Below are 20,628 nucleotides of genomic sequence, written 5' to 3'. Positions count from 1 at the left end.
TCAGTTCTCCTTCGCCGCCGCCGCGTTCCCGGTGACCGAGAAGGGGAAGTCGACGATCCCGGGGAAGAGGACGGGCACCTTGAGGGCGACCTCGGCCTTGACCAGGCCGGAGTCGACCCAGCAGTCGGTCCTCGCCGACTTCCTCCAGTCGCCTTCCAGGCTCTCCTTGCCCGCCCGCTCGCACGCCTCGCCCCGGCTCTCCCTGCCGAGGTCGGCCACGGCCGCCTCGTGCGCCGCCCTGTCGGCGGCGTCGCCGGCGAGGGTGTAGGTGTAGCCCAGCAGCGCGCACTGCCACAGCAGCACGAGGGTGGCGATGATGATCGGCAGCATGCCGACGAACTCGACGGCCACCTGCCCCCGGTCGCCGCCGGTGCGTGAGCGCGCCGTGGTCCGGTCATTTCCCGTCCCCGTGTCGACTTCCCCCATCAGCCGGTTCTCCCGCTCGGTTCGGTGGTGTCGTTGTCGTGGCGCCCGCCGCCGCGGCGGCGGCGCAGGCCGATCGATCCCCTGTCCCCGTACCTGCCGCCCTTGCCCTGCTGCGCCCTGGCCGCGTCGACCAGTCCGAGTTCTCCCGCCAGGGCCCACATCGCCTGCCTGACGGAGCCGCGGGAGTCCAGGTCCTGCACACGGCCGGAGTCGACCGCCGCCTGGAGTTCCTTGAAGCCGGCCGGGATCGCGACGCGGGCGACGGGGGTGCCCACGATCCGCTGGACGAGCGGGGGCTGGATCTCGGTGTTGCGGGTGTGCCGGTTGACGACGGCCAGCGTCTCCTCCGCCTTGCGGATCTGCAGCCGGTCCCACAGCCGGATCATGCGCTTGGCCGCCCGGACGGCGACGACGTCCGGGGTGGTGACCAGCACCGCCGTGTCGGCCATCTCCACGGCCGCGGCGTTCGCCCCGTTCATCTGCGTGCCGCAGTCGACGACCACGACCTCGTACCGGGAGCGCAGCGCGCTGATGATCTGGCGGGCGGCGCGCTCGTCGACCTCCTCGCCGCGTTCGCCCTCGCCCGGGGCGAGGAGCAGGGCGAGGCCGGTGGGGTGGGAGAAGAGGGCGTCCTGGAGGACGCGCGGCGAGATGTCGGCGATGCTGGCCAGGTCCGCGATCGAGCGGCGGAACTGGACGTCGAGGTACGACGCCACGTCGCCCGCCTGGAGGTCCATGTCGACCAGCGCCACGCTCCTGCCGGAGGCGCGGGCGGCGAGCGCGAGCTGGACGGAGAGCAGGGTGGCGCCCACACCGCCCTTGGCGCCGCTGACCGTGACCGCGGTGCCGCCGGGGCCGCTGAAGACGTCGCCTCCCGCGCCCAGGTGGCGCCGCACCCCCACGGCCCACTGGGCGGCGGCGGAGACCCGGGCGGAGAGTTCGTCGTACGACAGCGGCAGGCCGAGCAGTCCGCGCGCGCCGGAGTCCATGGCGGCCGAGTACAGCCCGGGGGCGGTGTCCGCGCTGATCAGGATCACGCCGACCGCCGGGAAGCGCAGCGCGACCTCCCGGATCAGCTCCAGCGCGGGGACCGGCCCGATGCGCTCGTGGACGAGCACGACCTCGGGGAGGTCGCCCACCGACTCGCCGGCGAGTGCCGCGAGGGTGTCCAGGAGCAGGGTGGAGTCGCCGACCGGCTGGGCCGGCTCGGTGTCGGGGAGCTGGCTCAGCAGTGCGGAGACGGAGCGGGCCGCGTCGGCGTCGCCGACGGCCGGGAGGATTCTCGTGACCATCCGTTGTCTCACCTGTCTCCGACGAGGGTGTAGGTGCGTTCTTCCTCGGAGATGGTCGTGTCACTCCCGGGCGCGACGAGGGCGAGCCTGACGTTGACGGCGAAGGACTCGGCGAAGGCCACGCGCTGGGTGTCGAGGGTGTTGAGCGCGAAGGTGATCGGCACCGCCTCGGACTCGCGGTTGACCTCGTCGTTCCTGGTGATGGGGGTGAGTTCGCCGACGTCGATGACGCGGGCGTTGCTGACGATCACCCGGGAGATCTCGTTCTCCTTCTTGTCCTGGAAGGTCGCGTAGATGTTGACCGTGGAGCCGGGCCGGATCTTGCCCGCGACACCGGTGGCCGCGTCGATCATGATGGCGATCTCCTGCTCGCCCTCCCGGAGTTCCGGCTGATCGGTGATCATGTCGCTCTGGAGGAGCGACCCCTTCTTCAGCGGGTTGGTCGCGATCTTGCCGCTGAACTCGTCGGTCGCGGTGACCGCGGTCTTCGGCAGCCAGCGCCTGGGTATCCGCACCTTCTCCACGACGCTCTCGTCCAGGGCCCGGTAGGCCGGCACGTTCTTCGACAGGCGGTACGCCGTGACCTCCGGGCCGACCTTCGACTCCACGTCGCTGATCACCGACAGGACGCCCGCGAAGGCGGCGAAGGCGCACAGGACGGACAGCAGCAGCAGGATGACGCCGCGACGCTGGCGTGAGTTCATGGTTGCGGGCTACCTCGTTCGTGGACGTTGGCGTTGGGCGGTTCGTGCGGGCCGCGTGCGGTGGGAGCCACGGGTCTTCCGGTGCGGCCGGCGGCGGCGCTCCTCAGCGCGGCCGGCCGGAAGCGGAGGCCTCCTGACTGACGACGTCGGCGGGTCCGCTGCGGTTCTCCGGCGGTGTCACGGGCGAGGAGCAGAAGACGCAGCGGTCGCCGATCAGTTCGAGGCCGCACCAGCGGCACTCGTCGCGCCGCACCGAGCTGACGAGCTGGTACAGGACGGAGACGTCCGCGATGGACGCGGCGAACTCGACCAGTTTCCCGGTGCCCCACCAGCGCGGCGAGTCCGCCGGGAGCCGCGCCTCCTGGGTGCCCGTCACCCGCCACTGCGTGGCGAGTGTGCCGGTCACCCAGTCCGGGGAGAGCTGGCCGGCGGCGTAGGTGAGCCGGGTGGGGAACTCCGGGCCGGGCAGCGTGCCGCCGTCGCCGATCCTGACCAGCCGGGAGGCGGGGGCGGCGAGCACCCCGAACTGGGTGCCGGGCATCCAGGACTTGGCGTGCTCCTTGAGTCCGACCGGGACGTGGTCGAGTCTGGCGACGGAGTTCAGCAGCGCGCCGGCGTGGATGTAGTGCGCCAGCAGGCGCGCGGTGGCGCCGAGGACCCCGGGGCTGAAGCCGCAGGTGGACAGCTGGCGCATCTGGTGCACCAGGACACCGGTCGCCAGCGGCGGCAGGTCCGTTCCCAGCAGGGCGATGCGGTCGCTCTCCAGCATCGAGCGGACGGTGTGCAGCCGCCGCACGAAGGGGGCGGGGAGGGACGACTGGTACAGCACGACGACGTAGCCGTGCTGCTCGACGAGGAGCTGCGTCTCCGCGAGGGCGGCGTCCAGCGGCTGCCGGTCGGGAGGCGTCAGGACGTGCGCTGTCGGCGTGTGCGGATCCGGCGGTGGCAGCACCAGATCGGCGCTGGTGACAGCTATCGCGGTGGGCATCCGAGGTTCCCCGTTCAAAACTGCTCCGGCCTGCCGAGTTCTATACGGCTCGTCAACTCAGCAGCTTATCCGCGCCTTAAGCGGCAGAGAATACTCACCGAAGACCAGTGGGTGCGCTTCCACCGCTTCCCCGGGCCAAAGGCGGACACAAGGTGACGCAACGCCGCTCCGCCGGCCGCTTCCCGCGCGGGCCGCGGGGAATTCCCCGGACTTCCGTTTTCACCGGCCCACCGCGCGAAGCATAATCAGTTGAATCATGAATTTACACTGTCGGTGACGTCGATCACCCCCGGCACCGACTCGGTCCGATAAAAGGCCAGGTCCCTGACCCGGCACCGGACTGTACCCCCCTTCCCCGCGCACTTTCCGTCATCACGAAGGCTTTGGGCCCGTTTTTGGGCCCACGGGCCCACGCCCCGCTCCCCCCGCCTGCCTAGCCTCACCGGCGTTCGGTCGAAAGCCCACGGCACAGGACAGACACAGGACAGGGGGGCCGTCGCATGGCGCCGAGAGGTGACGGCGGGTCGGGCATACGGTTCGGCGACCGGGGCGCCACCGCCACGGAGTACCTCGGCATGCTCGTGGTGGCCGTCGCGGTCCTCGCCGCCGTGTCGGCCACCGGGGTCGGGCAGGCCCTCGGCGACCGCATCGCATGCGCCGTCGCCGGCATCGGCGGTGGCGGCGGGGGCTGCGGGAGCGAGGGCGGCGACCGGGCGGCGCCCAGGACGGACGCCGACTACGAGCCCACCATGTGCAACACCCACAACCTCTCCGACAAGGCCGGTGCCAGGGGGAGGTTCATGTGGATCGAGTGGGGCGAGGAGTACGGCTTCAGACAGCAGACCCACCGCGCCGGCACCGACGTCAACGAGGACGGCCGGGTCGACGGGGACGACAGGCTGGTCCACATGACCTTCACCGACGCCGCCTCCGTCGGCGCCAAGGGCTCCGTCAGAACCGGCCTGAAGGTCGGCAGGCTGGGCACGGAGGACATCTCGCTCGGCGCCGGACTCAAGGTCACCAACGGCGACACCTGGGTCTTCAGGAGCGAGGAGGAGGCCCAGAGCTTCCGCGACGACATCGAGATGCTGAAGACCTACGAGCTCGCCAACCGGCACGCGGGCGAGGCCAGCGCCGGCAACGCCATCCTCGCCATCTTCGGCAAGGGGCCCATCGCCGAGGAGCATCGGCTGCGCGAACGGCTGGAGGAGCGGATCGGCGACCGGCACATCAGCTACGGCACGATCGGACTCAGCGGCGCCGCCGCGGCCGGGCTCAAGCTCTCCGCCGGGGACGACAGGAAGCTCTCCGCGCGGCTCGGCGGCAACGTGGAGTTCGCCCCCGAGGCCACCGTCACCAACGACAGGTTCCGCGGCACGAAGTCCTACACCTACACCGCCAGGCTCACCTACGGCGGCGGTACGGGCTACGAGGCCGGGTTCCTCAAGGGCGACCACCACGGGGAGACCGCCCGCACCGGCTCGATGACCGTCGTCCGCGACGACGGCACCGGCGAACTGCTGCGCATCGTGATGACCCAGACCGTCGAGACCGGGGGCAGCGGCCACAAGGGGGAGGCCGGCGGGAGCAACGGCGAGGAGGGCGGCGCCAAGCGGGGCGGAAGCGCCTCGGTCACCGACGACTCGGGAGCCTCCGGGATCGAGGTCGTCACCAACATGGTCTCCTTCCCCCCGGGCGCGGAGGGGGACGCCGCCCGCGAGACCGCCCAGCGGTGGCTGGACGGGAACGGGGACGGCACCGCGCCCTTCGCCTACATGTTCGGCGACCACGCCCCGACCACCCGGCCCGGCTCCGACGACCCCTTCGGGCAGCTGATGTTCGACGAGGGCATGTCCAGCAGGATGTCCTACGACGGGGAGACCGAGGCCGCCGCCTACGGCTTCGAGGTGAACCTGGGGATGAGCCTGGGCTTCTCGGTCTCCACCGAGCAGAAGGAGGAGACCCTGGGCGACGCGCGGTTCCTCGGTGCGCCGAGGGACGGCAGGCGCGAGTACGTCCCCTACAGCTACTGTGCGAACTGAACACCCCCAGGCGCCGCCGCGTCCGCTGCCCGGGCCCCGGCCCGGGGAGAGCCGGCCGGGGAGAGCCCGACCAGGAGAGCGAGTACCCGATGAGCACCGTCGCCCGGACCGCCGCACGCGCCCTCCCGGCGCTCGCCGCCGCCGCGCTGCTGCCCCTCCTCGCCGGCTGCGGCGGGCAGGAGGCGGGGAGCGCCGCGGCGCCCGAGGGCTGGGGGACGCTGGAGACAGAGCGGCTCTCCGTGGCCCACCCCCGGGGGTACCGGGAGCTGGGCGAGGCGGAGCGCGGCGAGCACAACGACGCCGCGGCGGTCCTCACCGAGGGCGGCCGGACCACGGGCATGGTCTCCGTCCAGCTCGACTTCATGAAGGCGGGGGACGCCGACATGGCCGCCACCGGTGCGGAGGCCCGCGTCCAGCTCGGCGCGACGCCCACGAGGCGCGAGGAGGTCGAGGTGGAGGGGACGGACGAGGCCCGGCGCGTCGACTACGAGTTCACCTCCGGCGGTGAGCGCGGCACACCCGGCAAGGGCACCCGGATGAGGGGCGTGATGGTGACCGGGCTGGACTCGCGCGACAAGGCCTTCCTGGTCACCGTGGACACCGTCGAGGGCGGGCTGTCCGAGGCGGATCTGGACAGGATCGTCGGCAGTATCAGGGTCCGGTAGGGCGACGGTGGCCGGCCCGGGCCGGCGGCTGCCCGTGGTGATGCCGGCGGTGCCGGCCGCGGGCTGCGGGGCGGCCGCCGTCCTGCTCGCCCCGGCGTTCGCCAGGGCCCTCTGAACTCCTCTCCCGCAGCGCCCCGTCGTGCGTCGCAGACTTCGTCGCACCCCGTCGCGGAGACCGCCCGCGGGCCGCACCGCACCGCGCGCCACCCCCTCCGGCTCGCGGGGCGCGGGCCCGTCCCGGTGTCACGGAAAACTCCGCCCCTCTTGACATCCTCATTGGTCTGAACCATTCTTCCGGCTCAGCACGGTGGCCACCGTCTCCCCACGCGCGCTCACCCCCCAACGCACGGAGGCAGTAGTGGAACGCAGGACGCGAACAGACACCACGGGCGGCGGGAGAGACGCGGCGCCCGGCGCGCGCCGTACCGCGCGCGTCCGCACCAGGATCGTCGCGGCGCTCGGCGCGGGGGCGGTCGCGGCCGGCGCGGTGGCGTTCGGCGGGCTCTCGGGCAGCGCCGGGGCCGCCGAGCCGAACCTGGTGCGCAACGCCGGCTTCGAGTCCGGCCTGAGCGGCTGGACCTGCTCCGCCGGCAGCGGCACGACCGTCTCCTCCCCGGTCCACGGCGGCACCGCCGCGCTGAAGGCCACCCCCGCCGGCAGCGACAACGCCAAGTGCTCCCAGACCGTGACCGTACAGCCGGACTCGAAGTACGAACTGAGCGCCTGGGTACAGGGCTCCTACGTCTACCTCGGCGCATCCGGCACCGGCACCACCGACGTCTCCACCTGGACCCCGGGCTCCTCCGGCTGGCAGCAGCTGAAGACCTCCTTCACCACCGGCCCGAACACCACCTCGGTCACCGTCCACACCCACGGCTGGTACGGCCAGAGCGCCTACCTGGCCGACGACCTCTCCCTCACCGGCCCCGGCGGCGACCCGGGCGACCCCGACCCCGAGCCCCCGGCCGCTCCCGGCGCACCCACCGTCGGCACGACCACCTCCTCCTCGGTCACCCTGAACTGGAACGCGGTCGCCGGCGCCACCGGCTACACCGTCTACCGGGACGGGGCGAAGGCGCTGTCGGTGCAGGGCACCTCGGCGACCGTCACCGGGCTCGCGGCCGCCACCTCCTACGAGTTCCGCGTCAGCGCGGTCAACGGCGCCGGCGAGTCGGCGAAGTCCGCCCCCGTCACCGCCACCACCGCCCGGGCGGGCGACGGCGGCGACAACCCCGGCACGGGCGTGCCCAAGCACGCCGTCACCGGCTACTGGCAGAACTTCGACAACGGCGCGCGGGTGCAGAAGCTGCGCGAGGTGCAGGACCAGTACGACATCATCGCCGTCTCCTTCGCCGACTCCACGGCCAGCACCGGTGAGATCACCTTCAACCTCGACCCGGCGCTCGGCTACTCCTCCGTGCAGGAGTTCAAGAACGACATCGCCGCCAAGCAGGCCGCCGGAAAGAAGGTGATCATCTCGGTGGGCGGCGAGAAGGGCAACGTCATCGTCAACGACTCCGCCTCGGCCGCGCGCTTCGCCGACAGCGCCCACCGCCTGATGCGGGAGTACGGATTCGACGGCGTGGACATCGACCTGGAGCACGGCATCAACTCCACCTGGCTGACGCAGGCGCTGCGCTCGCTGTCGGCGAAGGCCGGGCCCTCCATGGTGCTCACGATGGCCCCGCAGACCATCGACATGCAGTCCACGTCCACGGAGTACTTCAAGCTGGCGCTGAACGTGAAGGACATCCTCACGGTCGTCAACATGCAGTATTACAACAGCGGTTCGATGCTGGGGTGCGACGGCAAGGTGTACTCGCAGGGCTCGGTGGACTTCCTCACCGCGCTCGCCTGCATCCAGCTCGAGGGCGGCCTCGACCCGTCCCAGGTCGGCCTGGGCACCCCCGCCTCCACGCGCGGCGCGGGCTCCGGCTACGTGGACCCCTCCGTGGTGAACGCCGCCCTGGACTGCCTGGCCAGGGGGACCAAGTGCGGCTCGTTCAAGCCCGCGCGGACCTACCCGGGCATCCGCGGCGCGATGACCTGGTCCACCAACTGGGACGCGCTCAACGGCAACCGGTGGTCGGACACCGTCGGCCCGCACGTCCACGCGCTGCCCTGAGGCACCGGCGGCGGCGAGACGGCGGAACAGCGGGACAACGGAACAGCGACAGGGGCCCGGTCCGCGGCGGACGCGGACCGGGCCCCGCGCCGTTCCCGCACGGGCGCCCGGCAGGGCGGTCACCAGGGCAGTTCGCGCACCTGCTGGACGCACAGCACCACGAAGAGCAGCCCGGCCGCCGCCAGCATCACGTTGCTCAGCGGCCCGTTGCGCCACTGGCGCGGAGTGCGGCCGGAGTTGAGCAGCCACAGCAGGGTCCCGGCCAGGAAGGGCATGAAGAAGGCTCCCAGCACGCCGTAGGCGATGACCAGGCCGAAGGGCTGGTCCAGCCACAGCAGGCCCATCGGCGGGAACGTCAGCCACAGCAGGTAGCCGCGGAACGGCCAGGAGCGCTCGCGCTGCCCGCGGGCGACCTCCAGGACGGGGGGCTCGCCGCCGGTGCCCTGCGCCCGTGCCGCGCGCGTACGCTCCACGAAGTCGGCGAACAGCAGGCTGACGCCGTGCCAGACGCCCACCAGGGAGGAGAAGGAGGCGGCGAGGAAGCCGATCAGGAAGAGCTTGGCGGTGACGGCCCCGAAGCGCTCCTCCAGGATCCGGCCCAGGTCCAGCAGCCCCCGGTCGCCGGAGCCGATGGCGGTGCCGGCGGCGTGCAGCAGCTCGGCGCCGACGATCAGCATCGCCACCACGAAGATTCCGGTGGTCAGGTAAGCGACCCGGTTGTCCAGGCGCATCATCCGCATCCAGCCGCTGTCGGTCCAGCCCTTGGCGTTGACCCAGTAGCCGTACGCGGCCATGGTGATCGTCCCGCCGACGCCGCCGACCAGGCCGAGGGTGTAGAGCAGCGAGCCGTCCGGCAGCACCGGCAGCAGCCCGGCGACGGCGTCGCCGAGGTGCGGCGTGACGCGGACCGCCACGTAGAGGACGACCACGAACATCACGCCGACGAAGACCATCATGATCTTCTCGACGACCGCGTAGCGGTTGAACCAGACGAACGCCAGGCCCGCCAGCCCGCACAGGATCGCCCACGTCTTCAGCCCGAGGAAGCCGGGGAAGAGGGCGACCAGCGGCAGCGCGCTGGAGGACATGGCGGCGGCTCCGTAGACGAAGCCCCACACCGTGACGTAGACCGCGAAGTAGGCGGTGGTCCAGGCACCCAGGCTGCGCCAGCCGTCGAAGATCGTCCGGCCGGTGGCCAGGTGCCAGCGCCCGGTCGCCTCCGCCAGCGCGATCTTCACCAGGCAGCCGACGACGGCCGCCCACAGCAGGGTGTAGCCGAACCTGCTGCCGGCGACGAGGGTGGCCACCAGGTCTCCGGCGCCGACGCCGGTGGCCGCCACCACGATGCCGGGGCCGACCAGCCGCCAGCTCGCCTTCCGTTCGGGCGGGGCCGCGGCGGTCCCCGCGGCCGTCCCCCCGGCGGTCTCCGCCCCTTCCGTGCCGCCCGTTCCGTCCCTCTCGCCCGTACTGGCCATGTACGCCCTCCGCTCTCGTCCCCGCAACCGGCGTGGCGCATACAACAGCGCGCCGCCGGTCGGCACAAGAGGGCGTGGCGGTGCGCGCGGGCGCAGGGGCCCTCCGAGGCGTCGGCCGTCACGCCCCGGGCGCCGGTTGCCGGGCCTCGGGCGTCAGTCCAGTACGGCCATGGCGTCGATCTCGACCAGCAGACCGGCGGGGAGGCCGACGTAGACGGTCGTCCGCGCGGCCGGAGGCCCGGTGAGGCCCGCCGTGCCGGCGAGGTACTCGTCGTAGATCTCGTTGAACTCGGCGAAGTGGCCGGTGTCGGTGAGGTAGACGCGGACCATCACCACGTCCTCCCAGCTCGCGCCGCCCTCCCTCAGGACCGCCTCGACGTTGGCGAGGGTCTGGAGGGTCTGCTCGCGCAGGGTCGGCCCCGCCGGGGCGGGCGGCTGCCCCGGGACGGCGGGCAGGAAGCCGACCTGTCCGGCCACCTGGAGGATGTTCCCCTTGCGCACGCCGTGCGAGAAGCGGGCGGGCGGGGCGGTGTGGGCCGGCGGGGTGAAGGCGGTCTTGGCGGGGGTCTTGGCGGGGGTCTGGGCTGGGGTCTGGGCGGGGGTGTCGTTCACGGTCGTCCTTCCGGGTAGGGGGTCCACGGGGTCCCGCTGGGCTCAGAGGGCCCAGGCAGGCTCAGGCAGGCTCAGGCGGCGGGCGGCCTGCCCGCGTACTCGGCGCTGACGGCGTCGGCCGTGCGCCGCACCAGGGGCAGCAGGCGCATGAGTTCGTCGGCGCCCGCGACGGCGGCGGGCGCGGAGACCGAGAGCGCGGCGGCGACCCGGCCGTCCGCGCCGCGCACAGGGGCGGCGACGCAGTTGACCGTCTCCTCGTGGCCGCCCAGATCGGTGGCCCAGCCCTGCTCGCGCACCCGGGCCAGCTCCTTCAGGAAGGCGGCCGGCCCCGGCGTGGAGCGGGGCGTGTGGCGGGGGTAGTCCAGTCGTTCGGCGAGCGCGCGCCGCTCGTCCTCGGGCAGGTCGGCGAGGATGACCTTGGCGACCGCGGCGACGGTGACCGCCACCGGTCTGCCGATGCGCGAGTACATCCGCACCGGGTAGCGGCTCTCGACCTTGTCGATGTAGAGGACCTCGTCCTCCTGCCGCACCGCCAGGTGGACGGTGTGCCCGCACGCCTCGTTCAGCTCGGCCAGGTACGGGTGGGCGACGGCGCGCACGTCGATGTTCTCCACGGCCTCCTGGGCCAGCGCGATCAGCCGCGCCCCCAGGCGGTAGCGCTGGTCGCCCTGGCGGTGGACCATGCCGTGCTCGTGCAGGGTGCGCAGCAGCCGCAGGGCGGTGGACTTGTGGACGTCCAGGTGCCGGGCGACCTGTTCGAGGCCTGCCGGCCCGCGCGCGAGCAGGGGGAGGATGCTCAGCGCCCGGTCGACGGTCTGGCTCATCTGTCTCACGCCTTCCGTGTGGTCCAGCCGGGGGTGAGCCGCAGTCTGCCCCAGGCGGTGTCGTCGAGCGCGGCCAGCCGGTCGGCCAGGGCCCGGGCGGGCGGCTCGGCGAGGTCGCCCGGGCAGGTGAGCGCGGCGGCGGCGGCCAGATGGCCGTGCCGCAGCCGTGCCCGCAGGGGCAGTCCGCGCAGGGTGGCCGAGAGGAACCCGGCGGCGAAGGCGTCCCCGGCGCCGACGGGGTCGGCGGTCTCCACGGACAGGGCGGGCACACGGCAGGAGCCCGAGGAGGTGTGGGCCGCCGCGCCCCGGGCACCGTCCTTGACGACGAGCACGGACGGCTCCGGCAGCAGTTCGCGTACGGCGGCGGACCCCGCCGCGCCCCAGACCGCCCGCGCCTCGTCCGCGCCGGTGAAGACCAGGTCGCAGCGGCGGGCGAGGTCGAGCAGGACGGCCGGGTCCCGCCTCTTCCACAGCCCCACCCGGTAGTTGACGTCGAAGGAGAGCAGCGGCCGCCCGGGCCGGGGCTCGGTCAGCTCGTACAGCAGCGCCAGGCAGCCGTCGGACAGGGCGGCCGTGATGCCGCTGAGGTGGAGGATCCGGCCGGAGTCGGCGGCGGCGCGGTCGACGGTGGCCGGGGACATCGCGGAGGCGGCCGATCCGGTGCGGTGGTAGAGCACCTCGGCCAGGGCCGGGTCGGCGGGCCGCTCGCCGGTGGTGGAGCGCTCGCCGCCGGTGCGGAAGTAGACGCCGGTGGGGCGGTCGGGGTCGCGCACCGCGCGGACGTCCACGCCGTGGGCGGCGATCTCGGCCAGTACGTGGTCGCCGAAGCCGTCCGTGCCCACACGCCCGATCCAGCGGACCCGGTGCCCGGCGCGGGCGAGCAGGCAGGCGGTGTTGGACTCGGCGCCGCCGACGCCGCGGACGAAGACCGGGGAGTCGGCGAGCCGGCCGGGGCCGGCGGGCCGGAAGGCCGCCATGGTCTCCCCCAGGCAGACCACGTCGAAGGGTGCCCCGGCGCGGGGTGCGGGGGGCTCGGGAGGCTCGGGGGGCACTGCCACGGTCGCCCCTCCCTCCCCGGCTTCCGGGCGGCTCGCGGGCCGCTCCCGCCCGGCCGTCCGTTGACCGGGCGTTCGCGGGGATGCTAGACAGCAGCGAGCACTGTACGCAACATGCGTTGCACATATCGCAATACCAGTCCCCGGGTCAGTCCCGGGACCCGTCCCGGAGTCCGGAGTTCACCATGGCCGCCGAGCACCCCGAGCACCCCGAGCACCTCCAGCGTCCCCGGCACTCCCGGCGCACCGGGGACCCCGGGCACGCGGACCCCGTCGTCCGCCTCGCCGACGAGGTCGTCGACCACCGCTTCAAGGGGCTGCCCCCGGACGCGGCCGGACTGACCGTGGGCGAGCTGGCGGCCGAGCGCCGCCCGCTGTTCACCGGCGGCTTCACCACCCCGGTGCTGACGCTGGCCGCCGGGGCGCTGGAGCACAACCTGCGGCAGCTCGGCGCCTACGCCGCCCGGCACGGCCTCGCCTTCGCCCCGCACGGCAAGACCTCGATGTCCCCGCAGCTCTTCCGCCGCCAGCTCGGCCACGGCGCCTGGGGCATCACGGTGGCGGTGCCCTCCCAGGCGCGCGTCTGCCGGGCCTTCGGGGTGCGGCGGGTCTTCCTGGCCAACGAGGTGGTGGACGCCGCCGCGCTGCGCTGGATCGCCGCCGAGCTGGCGGCGGACCCGGAGGCGGTGATCGTCTGCTACGTGGACTCGGTGCGCGGCGTGGAGCTGATGGACGCCGCCCTGGCCCCGGCCCCCGGCTCCTCCCCCGCCCCGCGCCCCCTCGACGTCGTCGTCGAACTGGGCGTCCCCGGCGGCCGTACCGGTGTGCGCACGGCCGACGAGGCCGCCCGGGTGGCACGGGCGGTTGCGGAGGCGGCCTCGCTGCGGCTGGTCGGCGTCGCCGGTTACGAGGGCGAGGTGCCGGACGCCGACGCCGGGCGGGTGCGCGCCTGGCTGGAGGACCTGGTCGCGCTGGCCGCCGGCCTGGACGCGGCGGGCCGCTTCGCCGCTCTGGGGCCGGAGGAGGAGATCGTGGTGAGCGCGGGCGGCAGCGCCTGGTTCGACGTGGTGGCCGAGGTGTTCGGGCGCGTGCCCGAGCTGTCGCGGCCGGTGCTGAGGCTGCTGCGCTCGGGCGCGTACGTCTCCCACGACGACGGCCACTACCACCGCGCGACCCCGTTCAACCGCGTTCCCGGGCAGGGCTCGCTGCTGCCGGCGTTCCGGCTGTGGGCGCAGGTGGTCTCCCGGCCCGAGCCGCACCTGGCGTTCCTCAACGCGGGCAAGCGCGACGCCTCCTACGATCTGGACCTGCCCCGGCCGGTGGCCGTCCGCACCGCCGGCGGCGCCGAGCGGGCCGCGGACGGGGTGGAGGTGGTGAAGCTGGCCGACCAGCACGCCTTCGTCCGCCTCGCGCCGGGCACGGAGCTGGAGGTGGGCGACTGGGTGGCGCTGGGCCTGTCGCACCCGTGCACGGTCTTCGACCGGTGGCAGCTCATCCCGGTCGCCGAGGCGGACGGCACCGTCACCGACTTCGTCCGCACCTTCTTCTGATCCCCTCCCCCTACCCCGCCCCCGAACGGAACCGGAGTCCGCCGTGGATCTCGTCCTGCGCGGCGCGCGCGTCGCCGACGGCACCCCGTCCCCCGCCCACCGGGCCGACGTCGGCGTCGACGGCGGCCGGATCGCCGTGGTCCACCGCGAGGGGGATCCGGGACCGCGCCCCGGCGCGCGGCGTGTGCTGGAGGCGGACGGCCTCGTCCTCGCGCCCGGGTTCATCGACATGCACGCCCACAGCGATCTGGCGCTGCTGCGCGACCCCGCCCACCTGGCCAAGGTCGCCCAGGGCGTGACGCTGGAGGTGCTCGGGCAGGACGGCCTGTCGTACGCGCCGGTGGACGACCGCACGCTGGCGCGGGTGCGGCAGGCGATCACCGGCTGGAACGGGGACGGCTCGGACGTCGAGTTCGACTGGCGGACCGTCGGGGAGTACCTGGACAGGATCGACCGCGGCACCGCCGTCAACGCCGCCTACCTCGTCCCCCACGGCACGGTGCGGGCGCTGGTGGTCGGCTGGGAGGACCGGCCCGCCACGGACGGGGAGCTGGAGAGGATGCGGCGCCTGGTGGCCGAGGGCCTGGAGCAGGGCGCGATGGGGATGTCGTCCGGTCTGACGTACACCCCGGGGATGTACGCCCCGGACTCCGAGCTGACCGAGCTGTGCCGGGTGGTGGCGTCCTACGGCGGCTACCACTGCCCCCACCACCGCTCCTACGGCACCGGCGCGCTGGAGGCGTACGCGCAGATGGTCGAGGTCGCCCGCGCCTCGGGGTGCGCCCTGCACCTGGCGCACGCCACCGTGAACTTCCCCGTCAACGCCGGACGCGCCCCCGAGCTGCTGGCCCTGCTCGACGCGGCCCTGGACGAGGGCGTGGACCTGACTCTGGACAGCTACCCCTACCTGCCCGGCTGCACCACCCTGGCCGCGCTGCTGCCGAGCTGGGCGGCCGAGGGCGGTCCCGACGCGACCCTGGCCCGGCTGCGGGACCCGGCGGCCTGCGCCCGGATCCGGTACGCGATGGAGGCCGAGGGCTCGGACGGCTGCCACGGGGTGCCGGTCGACTGGGACACCGTGGAGGTCTCCGGGGTGACCGACCCCGCCCTGGCGGGATACGTGGGCCGCACGGTCGCGCGGTCGGCGGCCGGGCGCGGCGAGGAGCCGTTCGCGGTGGCGCGGCGGCTGCTGCTGGCGGACCGGCTGGGCACCACCGTCCTCCAGCACGTCGGGGACGAGGAGAACGTCCGGGCGATCATGCGGCACCGCGCCCACACCGGCGGCAGCGACGGCATCCTCGTCGGCGGACGGCCCCATCCGCGGGCGTGGGGCGCCTTCCCGCACTATCTGGGCCGCTATGTGCGGGAGCTGGGCGTGCTGTCGCTGGAGGAGTGCGTGGCGCATCTGACCGGCCGGCCGGCGGCCCGGCTGCGGCTGCCGGACCGGGGGCTGGTGCGCGAGGGGTACCACGCCGACCTGGTGCTGTTCGATCCGGAGACGGTGGCGGCGGGGGCGACGTTCGACGCGCCGCGCACCCCTCCGGTGGGCATCCCCCATGTGCTGGTCGGCGGCGGGTTCGCCGTCGAGGACGGCCGCCGCACCGGTGTGCTCGCCGGCCGCTCGGTGCGGCGCGGCGGCTGACGCCCGGCCGGGGCCGGAGGCGGGGACGGGGCGTCAGGCATCAGGCATCAGGCATCAGGAGGCGTTGTAGGCCACCAGGGAGATCCCCACGTAGTGGACGGCGAAGGCGGCCAGCGTGAGGGAGTGGAAGACCTCGTGGAAGCCGAACCAGCGCGGTGAGGGGTTGGGCCGCTTGATGCCGTAGACGAGGCCGCCCACGCTGTAGAGGAGGCCGCCGACGACCACGCACACCAGGACGGCGACGCCGCCCGCGCGCAGGAAGTCGGGCAGGAAGAACACCGCGGCCCAGCCCATCGCGATGTAGCAGGGGGTGTAGAGCCAGCGCGGCGCGCCGACCCAGAAGACGCGGAAGACGATGCCGGCGACGGCGGCGGCCCAGATGCCCCACAGCAGCAACTGGCCGCGGCCTCCGGGGACGAGCAGGATCGTCAGGGGCGTGTAGGTGCCCGCGATGATCAGGAAGATGTTCGCGTGGTCGAGGCGGCGGAGCACCGCGTTGGCGCGCGGGCCCCAGTTCCCGCGGTGGTACAGGGCGCTGACACCGAACAGCAGGCAGGCCGTCAGCGTGTAGACGGCGCAGGCCAGACGGCCGCGCGGGGTCTGGGCCAGGGCGGTCAGGAAGATTCCCGAGACCAGCACGGCCGGGAACATCCCGGCGTGCAGCCAGCCCCTCAGACGGGGTTTGACGGGGTGGACGAACCCCTCGGCAGCGCGGTCCTCGTGGTCCTCACGGCCGTCGCGGTCGTCGCGGCCGTCGCGGTCGTCGGCGGGCAGAGTCCTGGGGGATTCGGGCACTGCGGCGGTCATGCCTCTCATCGTACCTACGTGACCGTAGGTTTCCCCGCCGCGTGGCCATGCTCACCATACGGCCGTCTGGACAGAATCGCCCCGAAGGCGGAGTATCAAATGAGCGTGGTCGGCACCGGATGAGCAACGCCGCAGCATCCGGGTCGCAGCCCCCACGGGGCCGTGTCTGAAGTACGGACGAACAAAACGGATACACGTGCGGTATCCGGCATGGAACCCTCGACATCTGGAGCGATTGTGGCGCGCAGTACTGCGGCTCCCGGCAACACGACCCCCACCCGTCACCAGGAGCTGACCGCCTGGGTCGACGAGATCGCGGCCCTCACCCAGCCCGACCGCGTCGTCTGGTGCGACGGCTCGGAGGCGGAGTACGACAGGCTCTGCGCGGAGCTGGTCGAGAAGGGCACCTTCACCGAACTCGACCCGATCAAGCGCCCCAACTCGTACTACGCCGCCTCCGACCCCTCCGACGTGGCGCGCGTGGAGGACCGCACCTTCATCTGCTCCGAGAGGGAGGAGGACGCGGGCCCCACCAACCACTGGATGGACCCCGCGGAGATGCGCGAGGTCTTCACCGGGACCGGCGGCGAGGGCGGCGTCTTCCGCGGCTCGATGCGCGGCCGGACGATGTACGTCGTCCCCTTCTGCATGGGCCCGCTGGGCTCCCCGCTCTCCGCGCTGGGCGTGGAGATCACCGACTCCGCGTACGTGGCCGTCTCCATGCGGACGATGACCCGCATGGGCAGCGCCGTCCTGGAGGAGCTGGGCGAGGACGGGCGGTTCGTCAAGGCGGTCCACACCGTCGGCGCCCCGCTCGAGCCGGGCCAGGAGGACGTCCCCTGGCCGTGCAACCCCACCAAGTACATCTCCCACTTCCCCGAGAGCCGCGAGATCTGGTCCTACGGCTCGGGTTACGGCGGCAACGCCCTGCTGGGCAAGAAGTGCTACGCGCTGCGCATCGCCTCGGTGATGGCGCGCGACGAGGGCTGGCTCGCCGAGCACATGCTGATCCTCAAGCTCACCCCGCCCCGCGGCGAGTCGAAGTACGTCGCCGCCGCCTTCCCCAGCGCCTGCGGCAAGACCAACCTGGCGATGCTGGAGCCGACGATCCCGGGCTGGACGGTCGAGACGATCGGCGACGACATCGCCTGGATGCGCTTCGGCGAGGACGGCCGCCTCTACGCGATCAACCCCGAGGCCGGCTTCTTCGGCGTGGCACCGGGCACCGGCGAGCACACCAACGCCAACGCGATGAAGACCCTGTGGGGCAACGCGATCTTCACCAACGTCGCGCTCACCGACGACGGCGACGTGTGGTGGGAGGGCATGACCGAGGAGCCCCCGGCCCATCTGACCGACTGGCGGGGCAACGACTGGACGCCCGCCTCCGGCACCCCGGCCGCGCACCCCAACGCCCGCTTCACCGTGCCCGCCTCGCAGTGCCCGATCATCGCGCCGGAGTGGGAGGACCCCAGGGGCGTGCCGATCTCGGCGATCCTCTTCGGCGGGCGCCGCGCCAGCGCGGTGCCGCTGGTGACGGAGTCCTTCGACTGGCAGCACGGCGTCTTCCTCGGCGCCAACGTGGCCTCGGAGAAGACCGCGGCGGCCGAGGGCAAGGTCGGCGAGCTGCGCCGCGACCCGTTCGCCATGCTGCCGTTCTGCGGCTACAACATGGGCGACTACATGGGCCACTGGCTGGAGGTCGGCGCCAAGGCCGACCCGGCGAAGCTGCCGAGGATCTACTACGTGAACTGGTTCCGCAAGGACGACGGCGGCCGGTTCGTGTGGCCGGGCTTCGGCGAGAACAGCCGGGTGCTCAAGTGGATCGTCGAGCGCCTGAACGGCGAGGCGGAGGGCACCGAGACGCCCATCGGCATCGTCCCGGCCAAGAGCGCCCTGGACACCGACGGCCTGGCGCTGCCCGAGTCGGACCTGGAGTTCCTGCTGAAGGTGGACGAGAAGGTGTGGCGCGAGGAGGCCGCCCTCATCCCCGAGCACCTGAACACCTTCGGCGACCACACCCCGAAGGCGATGTGGGACGAGTACCGCGCCCTGGTCGAGCGCCTGGGCTGAGCGGCCGGCGCCCCTACGGCGGGGGCGGCCGTTTCCGCCCCTTGACGAGCCCGCGGGCCCCGTCCCGGCACAGGATGCCGGTACGGGGCCCGCGGGCTTCCCGTCCCTTGGCCGGCGCCGGTCAGCCGACCTGTGCCAGGCCGAGCGCCCTGGCGTGGGCCTCCATCCGCCCGGCGGCCAGTTCGGCGGCCGCCGCGTCCGAGCGGGAGGTGGCCACGACGAGGGCCTGTCCGGCGAGCGTGTGGGCCCGCTGGTGGAGGGCCGCGACGCGGGAGGCGCCGGCCCCGGCGGCGGACGGCTCGGCCCGCAGCGGGGCGCGCCCTCCGCACAGCCGGGTGACCTGGGCGTCGAGCCGCTGTGCGGCGTCGTCCAGCTCCGCGTCCGGGGTGTGGGCGCGGAGCTCGTCGGTCACGGTCAGCAGCGCGGTCAGATGGCCGGCGAGCCGGTTGTCCAGCTCCTCCTCGCGGGAGCGGCGCGGGAGGAGTCCCTCGGTCCTGGCCGGATCGGCCATGGTGTGGACCGACGGCGTGCGAATCGGTTCGTACATGGGATGGCCTCCTGGCTGATGCAGGAGTCCATCTTAACTTGGACTCTGTCTAAAGTTGTCGCGGGTGCAGGAAGTTTCCCGGCGTCTTCACCCGCTCCCGCCAGGCCTTTTGCGTCCGTCCGGACTCCGGTCGCCCCGCACCGCCAACCGGGCGCGGGCGGCTCCTCGGCGTGCCTCAGTGCTGGCCGTAGCCGTCCAGGAACTTCCCGATCCGCTGCACCGCGTCCGCCAGGTCCTGCGCGGGAGGCAGCGTGACGATGCGGAAGTGGTCCGGCTCGGGCCAGTTGAAGCCCGTGCCGTGGACGACCATGATCTTCTCCGCCCGCAGCAGGTCGAGGACCATCTGCCGGTCGTCCTTGATCTTGTAGACCTGGGGGTCCAGCCGCGGGAAGAGGTACAGCGCTCCCCTGGGCTTCACGCACGTCACACCCGGGATGGACGTCAGCAGGTCGTACGCGGTGTCGCGCTGCTCCAGCAGCCGCCCGCCCGGCAGCACCAGGTCGTTGATCGACTGCCGTCCGCCCAGTGCGGTGGCCACCGCGTGCTGGGACGGCATGTTGGCGCACAGCCGCATGTTGGCCAGGATCGTCAGGCCCTCGATGTAGCTGGCGGCGTGCGTCTTCGGCCCGCAGACGGCCATCCAGCCGCAGCGGTACCCGGCCACCCGGTAGGACTTGGACAGCCCGTTGAAGGTGACGGTCAGCAGGTCGGGCGCGATGGCGGCGGTGGGGGTGTGGGTGGCGCCGTCGTAGAGGATCTTGTCGTAGATCTCGTCGGAGTAGACGATCAGACCGTGGCGGCGTGCGATGTCCGTCAGGCCGCGCAGCACCTCTTCGCCGTAGACGGCGCCGGTGGGGTTGTTGGGGTTGATGATGACGATCGCCTTGGTGCGGTCGGTCACCTTGCGCTCGATGTCGGCGAGGTCCGGCATCCAGTCGGACTGCTCGTCGCAGCGGTAGTGCACGGCGGTGCCGCCCGACAGCGAGACCGAGGCCGTCCACAGCGGGTAGTCCGGCGCCGGAACCAGCACCTCGTCGCCGTCGTCCAGCAGCGCCTGCATCGACATCTGGATCAGCTCGGAGACGCCGTTGCCGATGTAGACGTCCTCGACGTCCAGCTCGATGCCCTTGGTCTGGTAGTACTGCATCACCGCGCGCCGGGCCGCCAGCAGGCCCTTGGCGTCGCCGTAGCCGTGCGCCGACCCGACGTTGCGCAGCATGTCCTCGAGGATCTCCGGCGGGCACTCGAAGCCGAAGGGCGCGGGATTGCCGGTGTTGAGCTTGAGGATGCGGTGACCCGCCGCCTCCAGCCGCATGGCCTCCTCGAGAACCGGGCCCCGGATCTCGTAGCAGACATTGGCGAGTTTCGTCGACTGGATCACCTGCATGACGGCCACTGTACGGACACCTCCGGCGAGGCGCTCCGTGTTTTTCCCCACGTGGAAGCCGTACGGGTGACGCGCTGGCGCCGCCCGTACCGGCGTACGGACCTCCGCAGGGGGCGCCGCGGGGAGCGGCGCCCCGTCCTCACGCCCCGGCGGACGCCCCCACCGTCCGCGCCAGCCGCTCCGGGTCGGCCGTGGGGGCGTCGCACGCGAAGTGCCGGCAGACGTACGCGGCCGGGCGGCCCTCCAGCAGCGACCGGCCGCGCAGCAGCGCGGGCGTGTCCGCGTCCGCGTCGTCTCCGCGGCGCCCGCGGTGTCCAGCGACCCGTGCGCGCCGTCACCGCCGGCCCAGCGCATCAGCACCGCCGGGACGAACAGGGCGTCGGCCACGACGACGGCGGCCATGCCCCAGGAGGT

Annotated in this window: 18 protein-coding genes; 7 read left to right on the top strand and 11 right to left on the bottom strand. The window is 73.1% G+C overall.

Translation table 11 applies throughout. The features are described 5' to 3' along the window. The 4 genes from ACLIYP_RS15950 to ACLIYP_RS15935 form a co-directional block, all read right to left on the bottom strand. Positions 1-426: a TadE/TadG family type IV pilus assembly protein gene (locus ACLIYP_RS15950; RefSeq protein ID WP_412713796.1), complete on the bottom strand. Its 426-nt coding sequence runs from the start codon at positions 424-426 to the stop codon at positions 1-3. After that, a complete protein-coding gene (locus ACLIYP_RS15945) occupies positions 426-1,718 on the bottom strand; it encodes an AAA family ATPase (protein ID WP_412713795.1) in 1,293 nt (430 codons plus the stop codon). The genes ACLIYP_RS15950 and ACLIYP_RS15945 overlap by 1 nt, the downstream gene beginning before the upstream one ends. 8 nt (positions 1,719-1,726) lie before the next feature. Next, entirely contained in the window at positions 1,727-2,422 is a 696-nt protein-coding gene (gene cpaB / locus ACLIYP_RS15940; protein WP_410536758.1) for a Flp pilus assembly protein CpaB, read from the bottom strand. Between the two features lie 103 nt (positions 2,423-2,525). Next, on the bottom strand, positions 2,526-3,410 hold the full coding sequence (locus ACLIYP_RS15935) for a hypothetical protein (protein ID WP_412713794.1): 885 nt from the start codon (positions 3,408-3,410) through the stop codon (positions 2,526-2,528). A 500-nt stretch (positions 3,411-3,910) separates the two neighbouring features. Here ACLIYP_RS15935 and ACLIYP_RS15930 point away from each other — a divergent pair, with 500 nt between their 5' ends. The 3 genes from ACLIYP_RS15930 (at position 3,911) to ACLIYP_RS15920 (ending at position 8,242) form a co-directional block, all read left to right on the top strand. Then, a complete protein-coding gene (locus ACLIYP_RS15930) occupies positions 3,911-5,452 on the top strand; it encodes a hypothetical protein (protein WP_412713793.1) in 1,542 nt (513 codons plus the stop codon). 89 nt (positions 5,453-5,541) lie between these two features. Further along, a complete protein-coding gene (locus tag ACLIYP_RS15925) occupies positions 5,542-6,117 on the top strand; it encodes a hypothetical protein (RefSeq protein WP_412713792.1) in 576 nt (191 codons plus the stop codon). Positions 6,118-6,475: 358 nt separating this feature from the next. After that, positions 6,476-8,242, top strand: a complete 1,767-nt coding sequence (locus ACLIYP_RS15920) for a chitinase (protein WP_412713791.1) — start codon at positions 6,476-6,478, stop codon at positions 8,240-8,242. 119 nt (positions 8,243-8,361) lie between these two features. On the opposite strand, the gene ACLIYP_RS15915 is transcribed toward ACLIYP_RS15920, so the two are convergent. The 4 genes from ACLIYP_RS15915 to ACLIYP_RS15900 all read right to left on the bottom strand — a co-directional run bounded on the left by ACLIYP_RS15915 (position 8,362) and on the right by ACLIYP_RS15900 (position 12,130). Next, complete coding sequence (locus tag ACLIYP_RS15915) at positions 8,362-9,717, bottom strand: Nramp family divalent metal transporter (RefSeq protein ID WP_412713790.1); 1,356 nt, start codon at positions 9,715-9,717, stop codon at positions 8,362-8,364. A 153-nt stretch (positions 9,718-9,870) separates the two neighbouring features. Beyond that, positions 9,871-10,329, bottom strand: a complete 459-nt coding sequence (locus tag ACLIYP_RS15910) for a RidA family protein (RefSeq protein WP_412713789.1) — start codon at positions 10,327-10,329, stop codon at positions 9,871-9,873. Between the two features lie 71 nt (positions 10,330-10,400). Next, a complete protein-coding gene (locus ACLIYP_RS15905; protein WP_412713788.1) occupies positions 10,401-11,153 on the bottom strand; it encodes an IclR family transcriptional regulator in 753 nt (250 codons plus the stop codon). A gap of 5 nt (positions 11,154-11,158) precedes the next feature. Continuing rightward, a complete protein-coding gene (locus ACLIYP_RS15900) occupies positions 11,159-12,130 on the bottom strand; it encodes a sugar kinase (protein ID WP_412713808.1) in 972 nt (323 codons plus the stop codon). A gap of 263 nt (positions 12,131-12,393) precedes the next feature. Here ACLIYP_RS15900 and ACLIYP_RS15895 point away from each other — a divergent pair, with 263 nt between their 5' ends. Further along, positions 12,394-13,758, top strand: a complete 1,365-nt coding sequence (locus tag ACLIYP_RS15895; RefSeq protein WP_412713787.1) for an amino acid deaminase — start codon at positions 12,394-12,396, stop codon at positions 13,756-13,758. A 43-nt stretch (positions 13,759-13,801) separates the two neighbouring features. Next, entirely contained in the window at positions 13,802-15,400 is a 1,599-nt protein-coding gene (locus ACLIYP_RS15890) for an N-acyl-D-amino-acid deacylase family protein (protein WP_412713786.1), read from the top strand. Positions 15,401-15,454: 54 nt separating this feature from the next. Here ACLIYP_RS15890 and trhA read toward each other — a convergent pair whose 3' ends face one another. Beyond that, positions 15,455-16,207, bottom strand: coding sequence for a PAQR family membrane homeostasis protein TrhA (trhA, locus tag ACLIYP_RS15885; RefSeq protein ID WP_412713785.1), 753 nt, complete (start codon positions 16,205-16,207; stop codon positions 15,455-15,457). A gap of 237 nt (positions 16,208-16,444) precedes the next feature. Between trhA and ACLIYP_RS15880 the strand changes: the two genes are divergently transcribed. Then, entirely contained in the window at positions 16,445-18,280 is a 1,836-nt protein-coding gene (locus ACLIYP_RS15880; RefSeq protein ID WP_412713784.1) for a phosphoenolpyruvate carboxykinase (GTP), read from the top strand. Between the two features lie 121 nt (positions 18,281-18,401). Here the strand turns inward: ACLIYP_RS15880 and ACLIYP_RS15875 are convergent, their stop codons facing one another. Continuing rightward, a complete protein-coding gene (locus ACLIYP_RS15875) occupies positions 18,402-18,827 on the bottom strand; it encodes an SCO4983 family protein (protein ID WP_412713783.1) in 426 nt (141 codons plus the stop codon). 175 nt (positions 18,828-19,002) lie between these two features. After that, positions 19,003-20,214, bottom strand: a complete 1,212-nt coding sequence (locus tag ACLIYP_RS15870; RefSeq protein ID WP_412713782.1) for a pyridoxal phosphate-dependent aminotransferase — start codon at positions 20,212-20,214, stop codon at positions 19,003-19,005. Between the two features lie 211 nt (positions 20,215-20,425). Between ACLIYP_RS15870 and ACLIYP_RS15865 the strand changes: the two genes are divergently transcribed. Beyond that, on the top strand, positions 20,426-20,628 hold a 203-nt coding region (locus ACLIYP_RS15865; RefSeq protein WP_412713781.1), incomplete at its 3' end, for a hypothetical protein.

This window comes from Streptomyces nanhaiensis, assembly GCF_046614825.1.
Classification (GTDB): Bacteria; Actinomycetota; Actinomycetes; order Streptomycetales; family Streptomycetaceae; genus Streptomyces; species Streptomyces radiopugnans.
This window is presented reverse-complemented; position numbering and strand designations above follow the sequence as displayed.